The following is a 13,802-nucleotide window of genomic DNA, read 5'->3' as shown; positions in this document are numbered from 1 at the left end:
GCGTGTAGGGCTCGTCATACGAATACGACCCAGGCGCGGTGTACGCCTGATACGGCGCCTCCACCGGCGGACCCGGAATACTGCCCGGACCCGGAACCACCACCGGCTCGACCGTCGCCTCAGCACCGGCACCACCATCCGGCGACACATCACTCGGACTCGTCCCACCCTGCCCCGGAGCCGTGTCACCCGGACTCGTCCCACCCTGCTCCGGCACCGCAAACGCCGCTCCCGCACCGGCAGTGATCGACACCGCGACCACCGCCGACGTCACCGACAGCAATGGACCACTCGGCACCCGACGCTTCCGATGCCGACCCCGACCATGCCTCATTACTCAACTACCTCTCTCGTGCGCCCACGGCGGGCGGAAACTCACTCAACGGATCGGATGGACTGGATGTAGGACTTGCCGCCGATGGTCGTCGTGCGGATGACCTGGCGGTAGGTGATAGGCGCCGCGTCGGGCTGCAGTTCGGTGAGCACCACCGAGTACTCGCCCGGTCCGCGCTCGGCGACCGTCAGACAGTGCCGGGTACCGAGTGGACGCTGGTTGATGTACTGCTGCATCACGTACTCGGAGGCCACCGCGCCCGGCGCCGCGACCGCCCGTGCCGCCCTCGCCGAGCGCAGAACGTAGTAGGCGTGGTTGAAGGCGCGGATCGCACCGGCGCCGGACTCTTGATTACCGGCATCGTCGCCGTCGGACACCGTCGTCCCCGATCCCACCGGGCGCTGCGTACAGGCGGGCTCGCTCGCCACAGCGGACGTGGACGGCAACAACGAATCGGAGGCGTCAGCGGTGGACGTCGATGCCGTCGTCGATTCGGGCTCGCCGCCGCGCGTCAGGACCACACCCATGGCTGTGGCGACAATCACAAGAATCGCTGCTGCCGCACCTGCGATTCGCAGTGGTGAACCGATACGCGCGCGCTTCTCGCTGCGCGAAGCCGATCCGCTCTTTCGCTTCGCACGGACCGACTTCTCCGCCTCTGCCAGGAACGCATCGAGCTCCGACGCCGGGCGCGGCGCGACGACCTGCGGCGCGGCGACCGACGGCCGAATCGGCTCCTCGTGCTGTGGAACTGGGCGCTCGAGAACGGCCACCGCGGACGGTTGCGAGGCCACCTGAGCTGGGCCGACGGAGCGGTATCGGGCCAGGTGAGCGGCGAGATCGGCGGCTGGCGTCGCGTCGGAAGCGGGCGACGGCGGGACGTCGGGGAACCACAGTGCGGAAGCGCGCGGCGGCACCAAGATCCCTCCCCCCGGCCGGTGATCATTTCGTCGTGAAGTTGCGCTCAACGACGGCACGACGCAGGGGGTCCCCCGATGACGTCGGCATTTGCCGTCGCTGACCTCGGGACACCCTACAACAGCTCTCAGGACCTTCTCAGCTGTCATCCACAGGGGTGACAGGCGATCCTGCGCTGCGAATTCATGCACACAGATGTCGCGCTGACTAGGGTCGCGAGTGTGCTTCTCACGGCCGCAGTCGCCCGCGGGGTCGCGGACGGAACCGTCGACCTCGCCTTCCGGCGATGGGGTCATCCGCGCATTCATCCCGGCTCGAGCTTCATCGCGCTGACTCACGTCATCGAGGTGACGTCGCTCGAACGCGTCGACCCCGAACGGATCACGCGCGACGAGGCGCGGCGCGCAGGATACGACGATGCCGACGCCGTCCGGGCCGCCCTCTGCGTCAACGTCCACAATCCGACCTACCGCATCGGACTGCAGTGCATCGGCGAGGACCCACGGATCGCCCTGCGCGCCGACGATGATCTCGCGGACGCGGACGTGGACGAGATCCGAACCCGCCTCGACCGGATGGACTCCCGGTCCAAGATCGGGCCGTGGGCCCGAGAAACCCTCGACCTCATCGCGCGCCGCCCGGGCGTGGTGTCGACCGACCTCGCGGCTGAACTCGGCAGGGACCGAGCAGGATTGAAGCAGGACATCACCAAGCTCAAGAGGCTCGGGCTGACCGACAGCCTCGTCGTCGGGTACGAACTGTCGCCACGCGGCGTCGAGTTCCGGCGTCGCGACCGCGACTGAGGTCACCGAACATCCGACGGCGACATGTCGACGTGGGCATCATCGGTTCATGCCCAGCGCACACCCGGCCCGTCACCTGCTGCGCGCCAAAGATCTCGCGGACGTGCGATTCGCCGAGCCGCTGACGGTCGACGACATGGCCGCCGCGGCGAAACTGTCCCGCGCCCACTTCTCGCGGGCCTTCGCAGCCGCATACGGACAGTCGCCACACGCGTATCTGCAGACTCGACGACTGGAACGGGCAGCGGCCATGCTGCGAACGACGGACCGTACCGTCGCCGACATCTGCATGGCGGTGGGTCTTTCCAGTGTCGGTTCGTTCACCACGAGCTTCACTCGCGCATTCGGCAAGACGCCGACGGCATATCGGGATTCGTTCCTGCCCGCCTCCATGTACGCACGGATACCGGCGTGCGTTCTGCGCGTCTACTCGCGCCCGGCTCCGACGAGCCGGACCGCGCAATCCCCGGGAAGTGAAGCATCACGCGACGGACCAGGTGAGGACAGCACACGGGGAGAAGACCTCGACGGCCGCAGCGACCTACGTTGATCTCACCACCGCAACATCTTCAAGCGAAGGAAGACAACATGATTCGCATCGCCAGCGCCCAACTGTGGGTACACGACCAGGACGAGGCGCTCGACTTCTGGACGTCGAAGGTCGGACTCGAGGTTCGTTCGGACGCGTCCCTGCCCGAGATGGGCGGCTTCCGATGGCTGACCGTCGGTCCGCCCGGACAGGACGACGTGAGCATCGTCCTCATGGGAATCCCCGGGCCCCCGGCCATCGACTCCGGCGTCGCCGAGGAGATCCGCAGCCTGATGTCGAAGGGTTTCGCCGGCACGGTCTTCCTCACCACCGACGACTGTCGGCGGGATTATGAGGCCCTGGCCGCGCGGGGCGTCGAGTTCACCGAGACACCCGAGGAACGGCCGTACGGCATCGACGCGGGTTTCCGCGACCCGTCGGGGAACAGTGTTCGCCTGACGCAACTGGACGAGGTACTCGCCTAGACCACCCCGACGTTCCGGCAATCGCGGGTCGCGCCGCCACGTCGTCGGCGACAATCCGACCATGAACAGCCTCCGATCCGGAGTCACTGCGGTTGTGCTCGCGCTCGCCGCCGCAGGTCTGTGCCTCGTGGCCGGCACCGCGAACGCCGCGCCGTTCCCGGTGATCGCGGATGCGCCGACTGCCATCGCCTCTCGATATCTCAGCCCGGCAACCGAGTCGCCCGCCGGCGCCAACCGCTTCGGCTGCCGCGACCGGGCCGGACGCAATCCGGTCGTGCTATTGCACGCGACCGCCATGAACCAGAGCGCCAACTGGGCGTATCTCGCGCCGACCCTGGCCAACGCGGGGTACTGCGTGTTCAGCCTGACCTACGGCCAGACGAGCTGGAGCGGCAACACCGGTGGCCTGGGCAACAAGGAGCAGTCCGCCCGTGTGGTGTCGGCCTTCGTCGGGCGGGTTCTGGCTGCCACCGGCGCCCAGAAAGTCGATGTCGTCGGCCACAGTCAGGGGGGCGCGATCGCACAGCTCGTCACCCAATTGCCCGGACGCGCCGAACAGGTGGGCACGATCGTCGGGCTGTCCGCGTCGAACCGCGGATACTCACGGGTCGGCTCGATCACCGACCGGTTACCCGCCCGTGCCCCCGGTCAGAGCTACTGGGGTCCGACGCATCGCTCGATCCGATACGTGAACCTCGCGACGCGATTCGACGAGATCTCGACGCCGTACACCGTGACCTTGATGCCGCCCGGCCCCGACATCACCAACACGGTGATCCAGGACGTGTGCCCGGCGTCGAAGATCGGTCACGTCGGGATGGCGTACTCCCCGACCGTCGCTGCGCTCGTCCGCAACGCGCTCGATCCGCAGCGTCGGGTGCCGGTCGTCTGCGGTTCCGACTTCCCGGGTTGACCTGGGCCCTCTGGCTTCGACGACCCGGGTTTTGTTCGTTCCCCCGTCCCTCGCTAGACTCGTCTGCGCTGCCTCGCGTAGCACGCCGCCCTAGCTCAGTCGGTAGAGCAATTCACTCGTAATGAATAGGTCAGGGGTTCGATTCCCCTGGGCGGCTCCATCTCCTCCCGGCCACTCATGCCCCGGTTCCGGCCCACCCCTGCGTCGTCAGAAATTTGCAAACGCGGCCGCCTCGACACACTGACCGCAGGCCGTCTAGATCAATCGTTCAACCAGGAACAGGCGGACGTGTGGTCGCCCCGCGGTGCGCGACCCCCGTCGACCGAACCTGCGGACGCAGCCCTGGGCACTACTGCTGGAACAATAGAGGCCACTCCGATGTTGATTATTTTATCTATCTACGGCTCCGTATAAAGTAGGCCATACAGGCCACCCCGCTTTTGCGTATGGATGCGGAGATAGATCAAGTGTCTTACAGAACGCTCAAGTCCGTCTTCCACCAGCGCGATCGAGTCGGCGCCGACGCTGAGGAACGGGTCCGACGCGAGTCTCCCGCCGCCCTCCGCTGGGACCTGATGATCGGCGAGTACCCGATGTTCGCGCTGCTGACCCCCGAGATCGCAGTGCTGATCGAACGAATCATGAGCTTTGAGCCGAAGATTCAGTCCGAGTGGGAACATCTGCCAGGACGAGCACGGACCCACTATCTCCATCGCATGGTCATCGACGAGATCCAAGCGACCAACGAGATCGAACAGGTCCGTTCGACCCGACAGGAGATCGGTGCGGCGATCAGGGCCGTCCGGGCGCGACAACCCATCGAGAACAAGCGCTTCGCGGAGATGGCGCGTCTTTACCTCGACATCGGCAACGACGAGGCCGAAAGTCCGCATACGCTGGACGACATCCGGGCTGTCTACGACGCGGTGACCGCGGGAGAGATCCGTGATGAAGACGCTCCCGATGGGCGGCTGTTCCGGCAGGGACCGGTATCGATCGAATCCGGGACCAAGATCGTGCATACCGGAGTCGTGCCCGAGTCAGCGATCGACGCAGCGCTCACCCTGATGCTGAGCCAGGCGCGCGACGATTCGGTCCCCCAACTCATCAGGGCCGTGGCTGCGCACTTCATCTTCGAGTACACGCACCCGTTCTACGACGGCAACGGCCGAACCGGGCGCTACCTTCTCGCACTCGACCTCCGACAGGTGATCGCTCCGTACGCGAGCCTCGCGCTGTCGGCGACCGTCGCCGACAACAAGGACCGTTACTATCGCGCGTTCGCGGACGTGGAGAATCCACTGAATCGCGGGGATCTGACGCCTTTCTTGATCAGAATGTTGGAGATCATCGCCGAGGCACAACATCGGCTGCTGCTCGACCTCTCCGAACGTCGGCAGAAGATCGAGGCGCTCAGGGCACGCCTTCGCGATCTGGTTGATGACGAACAGTTTCCGCTCAGCGTAGGGCTCGACCGCGAGTCGTCACCGCCGATAAGTCGTGACGACTTCGGCGCGATCTTGTACACCCTCGGCCAGGCCTACTACTTCGATGTGAACCGCGCCGTCCGATCGAACACCCTGGCCGACGTGCTGGGAAGATCCAGTCAGTTCGTCCGACCGCGACTCCAGCGCTTGGACGACGCCGGGATCATCGAGACCGTCACGAGGAAACCGCTGCGTTTCCGGCTCACCCAGCGGGTGGCCGCGCTGCTGGATCTGGAAGGACCTTGATCTCCAGTAGCTGACCCTCCGAGTAGATGTCCCGATTTGTGTCGTTCAGACGACAGCGAGCAGCCCACTCGTCGTCTAATATCTGATCGACAAAGAGGGGGCCCAGGGGTGGCAGGATATCGGCGCGGCACGCGACGCGCCGTCGAGAACGACGGCGTCGGTCCTCTTCGACGACCCTCGGGCCTCTCCAACGCCTCTCTCACCCTCGGCGCGCTCTCGCTGGCCACCGTCATCCCGACCGCGGTCGCATCGATCAACGTGACCACCCTGGTCCACGCTCTCACCGCGCCGGACACCGTCCAGGTGGCCACCGAATCGACGACAGGGTGGAGCCAACCGATCCCGTTGTCGCCGGGCGCCGGCGGCCCCGCCGCCCCGTCCGTCGCTGCGACACCGACCGGCGGGCCGGCCGCTCCCATGACACGCGACCTGTCTTCCACGGGTACACCGAGAACGCTGGTCATCGACTTTCCGCACTCGGTCGGCCCCATCATCGCCGGCGGTCCCCGAACCCGCGCAGTGTTGTCGACGGAGCTCGACGACGAACTCAAAGAACGTGCGGTGCAACAGAACCTGGCGGTCATGACCGTCATCGCCGGACTCGACGCGAACAGTCCGTTCGTCGTCTACACCGGCGACGCCCAGGGCTCCGGCGGGCCCGGCGCGCCCGGTGTACCCGAGGGCGGCACCAGCCTGACTCCTCCCCCGCCGGGTACCGACGGGCCGGTCATCGTGCTGGTGTCGGATCCGCGCGGGCCGTGGAGCATTCGAGTCTGGCTGGAGACCGTCCCGCTCGTCTCGGCACTCCTGAAGTCGATCGGATGGAAGGTCGACCCGCCCCGGACGGACCGCCCTGTCGAGACGCCACGTCCCGATGCCGGCACGGGCAGCGAGCCGGAGGTCACCGAACCACCCCGCGGCCGGCCCATCGAGCCGACCACCGACCGTGGGGCCACCACATCCGACGCCGGAGCCGATGCCGAGACGCCCAGGGACACCGTCGAGACACGGGACGTAGGTCGGGAAACCCTGCGGGACATCGTGGTCGACGATGACCAGGACTTGCCGACCGAGTTCGCCGATGTCGAAGACGACGGGAACACCGGATCGGACTCAGGCGAAGCGGGCGACGACGGTCCGTCCGAGAGTTCGGGCAACTCCCGATCCGACTCGACGAGCGGTGACAGCTCCGGCGCGGGCGACGACAGCGATTCTTCCGACCGCGGTGGTTCCGGCAGCGAATCCTCGGAATCCGCCGCCTGATCCGTCGTCGTAGATCAGCTGCTCAACCGAACACCGACGCCAGTGGTGCTGCCGAGTCGGGCGACAACGGCGAGGTCAGCATCACCGGCCCCTGCGCCATGAAACGTGGAGTCGCACCACGATGTTCGTCAGCCGCGTGCACGGTGAACGGATGGACCACGAAGACGTCACCGGGACTGCCGGTCGCGTAGGCGACGCGACGCTCGCGACTCGCGGCGTCCAGTAACGGACCGGCGTCGAAGGGGCTCATCCCGTCGTTGTCGAGAACCGCGACAGCGTCGAGATGTGACCCCACCCGGATGCGCGTCGGTGCGTCGGTCGGTCCGACCTCGGAGAGCAGGGTCAGGATCAGCACGGTGTGGGGCCGTCGACTCACCACCCACGATCCGTCCTCGCGCGGTGTGTTGGCGTCGATGTGCCAGCCGCGGTCATCGACCGTCGGCGGTAGCGGGAAGCGGACCGGTATGTTGCCCAGGGCGCCACGCGGTGTCCAGCCGCCGACGCCACAGATCGCATCGAGCGCCTCGGTCAGCTCCGGACTGTTCGCGAGCAACCCGAATGGGCCGGCTCCCACCATGTCCGACGCCCAGCGCACCGGATCGGTCCAGGCGTCCGGGTCGTCCTCGGACAATCCCAGTTGCGCCCACAATCCCGCCCGGGCGCGGTCCGCGGCCTCGCGCAGCGACGGACGCTCGATCTTGAGGAAGCCGTCTGCGCTGAACCTGTCGACGTCGATCACCGTCGCAGCCTCCCACCATCGGGCGTCTCCCGCGAGCGATTTTCGCCGCACCGCGGGCGACAGATCACCAAGCGTCGAGAAGCTCACGGCCGCAAGACTTCTGGAATCGACTACCGGAGAGCTTGGTCGATCAGGACTTCGGCGGCGGCTCGTGCATCGTCGGCGGCACGCGCCGAGCCCGCGATCGCCGCCGTGGTCTGGGCCCCCTCGGCGAGGATGGACAGCTGCGCGCCGAGGCCGTCGGGGCCTCCCAACTCCGCCACCAGACCCGCGACGTAACGCTGGAAATCAGCCTTCTGCGCACGGACCGCGGCGGCGACCGAGGGCATCTCGGCCCCGAGCTCGCCGTAGGCGTTGATGAACGCGCACCCGCGGAACTCGTCGGTGCCGAACCACTGGAGCAAGAAGTCGAACACGGCGAGCAGCCTCTCCCGCGGCGACGACAGCCCCTCCGCACAGGCGGCGATCCCGCTGTTCCACTGCCGGGTCCGATCGTCGAGCACCGCGAGGATCAACGCCTCCTTCGACGGGAACATCGAGTAGATCTTCTTCAGCGACACCCCCGCCGCATCGCGGACCTTGTCCATCCCCACCGCGTGGACCCCGTGCGCGTTGAACAGCCGGTCAGCGGCACGGACCACCTGCTCGCGCGGGTCCACGGCGTCGGCCACCTCGATCTCCTCTACTGCCGGTTCCCGGCTTGGGGGTTGCGCGGGGAACGATCGTTCTCTAGTGTAGCAATCACCGGCGAGAACGACCGTTCTCCCGCCCGCCGCATCGATTCCGATCCCGATCGGGTCGCCTCAACAGAGAGAAGTGATCGCAATGGGCTACATCAAAGTCGGCACCGAGAACTCCACCGACGTCGAGCTGTACTACGAAGATCACGGCACCGGCCAGGCCGTCGTGCTGATCCACGGCTATCCGCTCGACGGGAACAGCTGGGAACTGCAGGCGCGCGAGCTCATCGACGCCGGCTACCGCGTGATCACCTATGACCGTCGCGGGTTCGGGAAGTCGAGCAAGGTCGGCACCGGCTACCACTACGACACCTTCGCCGCGGACCTGAACACCGTCCTGGAGACGCTCGACCTCCGCGACGTCATCCTCGTCGGATTCTCCATGGGCACCGGCGAACTCGCCCGCTACGCCAAGAACCACGGCACCGACCGGGTCGCGAAGTTCGCGTTCCTGGCGTCGCTCGAACCGTTCCTGGTGAAGACCGACGACAATCCCGAAGGCGTCGACCGGTCCGTCTTCGACGGTATCGCCGCGGCCGCCAAGCAGAACCGCTACGCCTGGTACACGCAGTTCTACAAGGACTTCTACAACCTCGACGACAACCTCGGCACCCGCATCACCCAGGAGGTCGTCGATGCGAACTGGAACACCGCGGTCGGCAGCGCGCCGGTCGCCGCCTACTCGGTCGTCCCCGCCTGGATCGAGGACTTCCGCGAAGATGTTGCCGCAGTGCGCGACTCGGGCAAGCCGACCCTGATCCTGCACGGCACGGCCGACAACATCCTGCCGATCGATGCCACTGGTCGCCGCTTCCACCAGGCCGTTCCGGAGGCCGAGTACGTCGAGGTCCCCGATGCGCCGCACGGCCTGCTGTGGACTCACGCCGCCGAGGTGAACGAGGCGCTGCTGGGGTTCGTTCAGAAGTGAGCACCCCGGGGTGAGTTCAGCAGTGAGCACACCCGCGTGACAGCAGGACGGCCGCCGGATGGATTCTCCATCCGGCGGCCGTTTGCCGTCTGTCCCTACCGGGCGTCGTCGTCGACCGGCGCCGAATCGTCGGCACTCTCGTCGGACGCCTTGGCGTCCTTGTTGTCGGCGAGGGGGTCGTAACCGGGAACACCCTCGAGCACCGTCAGTTCCTGATCGATGGCGGCCGAGACGGCCTTGGCATCTTCCTTGATCTTGCGGATGAAGTCCGACATCGCTCGCTCCTCGCTCATCGTCCGGCCGCGGCACGCGACCGTGACCTCATGATAGGTCGAGGCCCGCGTCACCCTCCGGCGATCGGAGTCCGGGCGCGCGACCGATCAGTCCCGGAACATGTCCGCGTACGACGACGACAGCGCCGGGTAGTAGGCGTCCCAGTCGACCTCGGCGACGCTACGGCCGGCCTCGGCCGCCACCAGACGGTCGAGGTAGTACTCCCATCCCGGGCCCACGTTCTCGGCCATGTCGGCCGTTGGCAGTCCCTGAGCGAAGGTCAGTGTCGTCGTTCCGTGGGCTTCGGCCAGGTCCAGTTCCAGCCGCCACACGTCCTCACCCCCGTCCTGGGCCGGGGACTTCGATTCGACGACCAGCCGGCGCGGCGGATCGCATTCCAGGATCGTGAACCGTTCGGACTCCACGTCCTCGCCCTCGGCGGTCATCCGGAAGTCGACGAACCCGTCGGCCGGATCGCCCGCCCACGTGCCGATCCAGCGTTCGAGCCGCGTGGGTTCGGTGATCGCCGCCCATACGGCGTCGATCGGCGCGGCGAACGTCCGCTCGAGCACCACGTGCGGCACGCCGGCCCGAACCTCTCGGCGGCCGGTGGCCGCGATGTCGGCAGTCATCCTGTCTCCTTGTGTCGTTTGCCTGAATCGGGCTGTGCAAGAGGGGGGTTCGCGGATTCCTCATCGACGAACTCGCGCACGGTACGTCGCACCTCGAGGTCGAGCGCGTCGAGATGACGCTCGTCGAATCTCGGCTGCACGCCGTCCGAGTCCACGCCGTCCGAGTCCACGGCGTGCGAACCCGCAACCGCCGAGTCCACCGCGTCGAGCCACGCCCGGACCCCGGCCAGCGCGCCGGACGCCAGCTCGTAATGCCGCTCCCGGCCGTGGTCGACGGCCGTCGTAACGCCTGCTTCGCCGAGCACGCGAAGATGACGCGAGATCGCCGGCCGGCTGATCGGGTGGTCGGCCGCGAGATCGACGACGCGCGCCGACCCGCGAGCGAGCCGCTCGATCAGCGCACGACGCACCGGGTCGGCGATCGCCTCGAAGTCATCCACGTCCTATTGGTAACACATGAGTTACCAATAGAGAAGGGTGAAGCTGTCTACGCCCCGACCGGGCGCGCGAGCGCGAGTCCGATTCGCGCGACCATGTCGTCGACGGCGAACTTCGGCTTCACGTTCATGTCGAGGGCCTCCCGGCACGCGAGCACGGCTTCGACGCACTGCAGCAGCTGCTCGGGCTTGGCGTAGCCGGCGAGCGGATTCGCGAGGTCGTCGGCCTTGTCCGGATGCATCGCGGTGACCTGGGCGCCGACGCCGACGACGAGCGCGTCGCGGAACAGCGCGGCGAGGTCGACCAGGGCACGGTCGAGGACGTCGCGTCCGACCCGGGTCGCCCTCGACTTCTGCCGCTTCTCCAGTTCCTTGAGCGCGCCGGCACTTCCGCGCGGCATCCGCGCGGTGCCCTTGCCCGTACCGCCCGCCCCGAGCGCGGTCTTCATCTCCTCGGTCTCGGCCGCGTCGAGTTCGGCACTGATCGCCTTGGCGGCCTCATCGGCCGACCGGACGAGCTCCTCGGCAGCGGCATAGGCTGTCGAGTCGCGGGCGGCGGCACGCGCCAGCCCGAGCGCCTTCTCGCGTTGCGTGCGCGCCTCGGGATCCGTCGCCAGCCGACGCGCGCGCCCGATGTGGCCGCCGCACACCGACGCCGCCCACCGAGCCTGCTCCGGATCGAGACCGTCGCGCTCGACGAGAACCCGCTCGATGTCGGCGGTCGTCGGCGTCACCAGTGCGACGTGCCGGCAGCGCGACCGCAGGGTCACGGAGATGTCCTCCGGGTCCACCGACGGCGCACACAGCAGGAACACCGTGCGTGACGGCGGCTCCTCGACGACCTTCAGCAGTGCGTTCGCGGCCTGCTCGGTGAGCCGGTCGGCGTCCTCCACGATGACGATCTGCCAGCGCCCTGTGCCCGGCCGGCGCGCGGCGGCCTGCACGATGTCGCGCATAGCGCCGACGGCGAGGCTCAGCCCCTCCGGCACGACGTGGCGGACATCGGCGTGGGTCTTCGCCATCACCGTGACGCACGCACGACACTCGCCACAGCCGACGTTCGCGGCGTCGGGCGCCTGGCACTGGAGAGCCGCGGCGAAGCATTGCGCGGCCACCGACCGACCGCTGCCCGGTGGTCCGGTGAACAGCCACGAGTGGGTCATCGACGCCCGCGACCACCCCGCATCGACGGCCGGGATCTCGTCGTCGGCGAGGAACAGGTCGTCCGACGTACCCGCGTCGAGCCTCGCCGCAAGAGCACGGGCGGCCCGTGCGGCGGCCCGCAGATCGTCGGCGATGGCCTCTTGCCCGGTCAGCCGATCGAAGACATTTGTCACAGCAACACCCTAATCCGCAGTTCGGACACGCCTGAGGCGCGGAACCGTGTTTAACGATTGCAAGCAGCCAGCTACCGTAGTCTCCGTGGTTCAACAACGGTCGCGGTGGTCAAAGGGCCTGCATCTGGCCCGATGGCTGATTCATACGCCGTGGCCCATTCTCGCGCTGGACATGCTGCGGGCGAACCTCGTCGGTGCACTGTTCACCTTCGCGTTCCTGCGCTTCGGCATGCCGATCCAGGATTCGATCAGCCTCGACGAGATCACCGCGCTGAACCAGGTCATCTTCGCTGCCTACTTGTTGATCGCGATGGTCATCGGCGGCTTCGCCAGCATCCAGCTCTCGCTACCGGTGCTCATCTGGCATCGGCGTCGCACCCGACTCGACAACGAGGCCGCACGACGCCGCGCCCTCGCGCTACCGATGCTGCTGACCGCGGTGAACGCCGCGCTGTGGGTCGTGGGCGGCACGCTGTTCACGCTCGTCAACCTGACCGTCTCGTCGAAGAACGCCTTCATCGTCGCGATCGCCAGCACGATCGGCGCGATGGTCACGTGTGCGCTCAGCTACATGCAGGCGGAGAAGGTCATGCGGCCGATCACGGTCGCGGCGATGGCCAACAATCCCGACAACGCCATCGCGCCCAGTGTCACCACCCGCATCACCGCGTTCTGGGTGATCAGCGTGGTCGCCCCGATGCTGGTGATCATCGGGATGATCGTGCTGCACCGGCTCGGCATCATCGAGGCCGACTCCACCGGCCTGGAGCGGCCGATCCTGTGGATGGCGATCTCGGCGCTCGCGTTCAGCGTGATCGCGATCGTGCGCGTTGTCGCCGCCATCAACGATCCGATCAAGCAGCTGCGCCGCGCACAGTCCAAGGTCAGCGAGGGCGACCTCAACGTCGCGGTGAAGATCTATGACGGCAGTGATCTCGGCCTGCTGCAGGCCGGATTCAACGACATGGTCGCCGACCTGCGCGAACGCCAGCAGCTGCGCAACCTGTTCGGCCGCTACGTCGGCGAGGACGTCGCGCGGCGGGCCATCGAGACCGGCACCGAACTCGGTGGCGAGGAACGCTACGTCGGCGTCCTGTTCGTCGACATCGTCGGCTCGACGCGCCTGGCGGTGAATCGGCCGCCCCGCGAGATCGTCGAACTGCTCAACGAGTTCTTCCGGGTCGTCGTCGGCGTGGTCGGTCGCCACGGCGGGTTCGTCAACAAATTCCAGGGCGACGCGGCGCTCGCCATCTTCGGTGCGCCGCTCGACCTCGACGACTTCGCCGGCCGGGCGCTTGCCTCCGCGCGTGAGCTGCGGGCCGAGCTCTACGAGACCCTGGGTGACACCGACATCGGCATCGGGGTGTCGGCCGGCAAGGCCATCGCCGGCCACATCGGCGCCGAACAGCGACTCGAGTACACGGTCATCGGCGACCCGGTCAACGAGGCGGCCCGCCTCACCGAGCTCGCGAAGGACGAACCCACCCGCGTCCTCGGGTCCGCTCGCGCGGTGTTCTTGGCGTCTCACGAGGAAGCCGAGCATTGGGAGATCGGCGAGGGCGTCGAACTCCGCGGCCGCGGGATCGAGACGCTCCTCGCGCGCCCGCACCTCGAGCCGGACCGGCGGGACTGAGCTACCCGGAACGGCGGCGCGGAGGCGAGTGACCCTTCGTGACGCGCCCTCCGCAAGCTCCGGGCGCTCCTCAGGGAGCGAAGGTTGCGCCCTCCGCAAGCTCCG

Annotated in this window: 15 protein-coding genes, 1 tRNA gene and 1 pseudogene; 9 read left to right on the top strand and 8 right to left on the bottom strand. The window is 67.5% G+C overall.

Features of this window, described 5'->3' with window-relative positions:
- Both AS181_RS25375 and AS181_RS08450 read right to left on the bottom strand, forming a co-directional pair.
- Positions 1-298, bottom strand: a pseudogene (locus AS181_RS25375) (hypothetical protein); the annotation flags it as partial.
- Positions 299-375: 77 nt separating this feature from the next.
- Entirely contained in the window at positions 376-1,254 is an 879-nt protein-coding gene (locus tag AS181_RS08450) for a hypothetical protein (protein ID WP_058251114.1), read from the bottom strand.
- A 219-nt stretch (positions 1,255-1,473) separates the two neighbouring features.
- On the opposite strand from AS181_RS08450, the gene AS181_RS08445 reads away from it, so the two are divergent.
- The 7 genes from AS181_RS08445 (at position 1,474) to AS181_RS08415 (ending at position 6,978) form a co-directional block, all read left to right on the top strand.
- Positions 1,474-2,055 (top strand): hypothetical protein, encoded by a 582-nt coding sequence (locus AS181_RS08445; RefSeq protein WP_058251113.1) that lies wholly within the window; start codon positions 1,474-1,476, stop codon positions 2,053-2,055.
- A 49-nt stretch (positions 2,056-2,104) separates the two neighbouring features.
- The gene (locus AS181_RS08440; RefSeq protein ID WP_078111749.1) at positions 2,105-2,605 is read left to right on the top strand and encodes a helix-turn-helix domain-containing protein; all 501 of its coding nucleotides are present in this window, start codon (positions 2,105-2,107) and stop codon (positions 2,603-2,605) included.
- A gap of 38 nt (positions 2,606-2,643) precedes the next feature.
- Positions 2,644-3,069 carry a VOC family protein gene (locus AS181_RS08435; RefSeq protein ID WP_058251159.1) on the top strand — a complete coding sequence of 142 codons (426 nt, stop codon included), beginning with the start codon at positions 2,644-2,646 and terminating at the stop codon, positions 3,067-3,069.
- 61 nt (positions 3,070-3,130) lie between these two features.
- Positions 3,131-3,982 (top strand): esterase/lipase family protein, encoded by an 852-nt coding sequence (locus AS181_RS08430; RefSeq protein ID WP_058251112.1) that lies wholly within the window; start codon positions 3,131-3,133, stop codon positions 3,980-3,982.
- An 84-nt stretch (positions 3,983-4,066) separates the two neighbouring features.
- Positions 4,067-4,142 (top strand) — tRNA-Thr (locus AS181_RS08425).
- 307 nt (positions 4,143-4,449) lie between these two features.
- Positions 4,450-5,715: a Fic family protein gene (locus AS181_RS08420; RefSeq protein ID WP_058251111.1), complete on the top strand. Its 1,266-nt coding sequence runs from the start codon at positions 4,450-4,452 to the stop codon at positions 5,713-5,715.
- Between the two features lie 108 nt (positions 5,716-5,823).
- Positions 5,824-6,978, top strand: coding sequence for a hypothetical protein (locus AS181_RS08415; RefSeq protein WP_058251110.1), 1,155 nt, complete (start codon positions 5,824-5,826; stop codon positions 6,976-6,978).
- 22 nt (positions 6,979-7,000) lie between these two features.
- On the opposite strand, the gene AS181_RS08410 is transcribed toward AS181_RS08415, so the two are convergent.
- The gene (locus AS181_RS08410; protein WP_058251158.1) at positions 7,001-7,717 is read right to left on the bottom strand and encodes a phytanoyl-CoA dioxygenase family protein; all 717 of its coding nucleotides are present in this window, start codon (positions 7,715-7,717) and stop codon (positions 7,001-7,003) included.
- Positions 7,718-7,827: 110 nt separating this feature from the next.
- Entirely contained in the window at positions 7,828-8,388 is a 561-nt protein-coding gene (locus AS181_RS08405) for a TetR/AcrR family transcriptional regulator (protein WP_058251109.1), read from the bottom strand.
- 154 nt (positions 8,389-8,542) lie between these two features.
- On the opposite strand from AS181_RS08405, the gene AS181_RS08400 reads away from it, so the two are divergent.
- Positions 8,543-9,385 (top strand): alpha/beta fold hydrolase, encoded by an 843-nt coding sequence (locus AS181_RS08400; protein ID WP_058251157.1) that lies wholly within the window; start codon positions 8,543-8,545, stop codon positions 9,383-9,385.
- A 95-nt stretch (positions 9,386-9,480) separates the two neighbouring features.
- Here the strand turns inward: AS181_RS08400 and AS181_RS08395 are convergent, their stop codons facing one another.
- The 4 genes from AS181_RS08395 to AS181_RS08380 form a co-directional block, all read right to left on the bottom strand.
- Positions 9,481-9,660 (bottom strand): hypothetical protein, encoded by a 180-nt coding sequence (locus AS181_RS08395; RefSeq protein WP_058251156.1) that lies wholly within the window; start codon positions 9,658-9,660, stop codon positions 9,481-9,483.
- A 105-nt stretch (positions 9,661-9,765) separates the two neighbouring features.
- Complete coding sequence (locus AS181_RS08390; protein WP_058251108.1) at positions 9,766-10,290, bottom strand: SRPBCC family protein; 525 nt, start codon at positions 10,288-10,290, stop codon at positions 9,766-9,768.
- A complete protein-coding gene (locus AS181_RS08385) occupies positions 10,287-10,730 on the bottom strand; it encodes an ArsR/SmtB family transcription factor (RefSeq protein WP_058251107.1) in 444 nt (147 codons plus the stop codon). The genes AS181_RS08390 and AS181_RS08385 overlap by 4 nt, the downstream gene beginning before the upstream one ends.
- Positions 10,731-10,777: 47 nt before the next feature.
- Positions 10,778-12,064 carry a DNA polymerase III subunit delta' gene (locus AS181_RS08380; protein WP_058251106.1) on the bottom strand — a complete coding sequence of 429 codons (1,287 nt, stop codon included), beginning with the start codon at positions 12,062-12,064 and terminating at the stop codon, positions 10,778-10,780.
- A gap of 172 nt (positions 12,065-12,236) precedes the next feature.
- Here AS181_RS08380 and AS181_RS08375 point away from each other — a divergent pair, with 172 nt between their 5' ends.
- Positions 12,237-13,697, top strand: coding sequence for an adenylate/guanylate cyclase domain-containing protein (locus tag AS181_RS08375; protein ID WP_078111767.1), 1,461 nt, complete (start codon positions 12,237-12,239; stop codon positions 13,695-13,697).
- The last annotated feature ends 105 nt before the right edge of the window (positions 13,698-13,802 follow it).

This window comes from Gordonia sp. SGD-V-85 (assembly GCF_001456905.1).
GTDB lineage: Bacteria > Actinomycetota > Actinomycetes > Mycobacteriales > Mycobacteriaceae > Gordonia > Gordonia hongkongensis.
The sequence above is the reverse complement of the archived record's forward strand: the minus strand, read 5'-3'. Positions and strand labels throughout refer to the sequence as shown.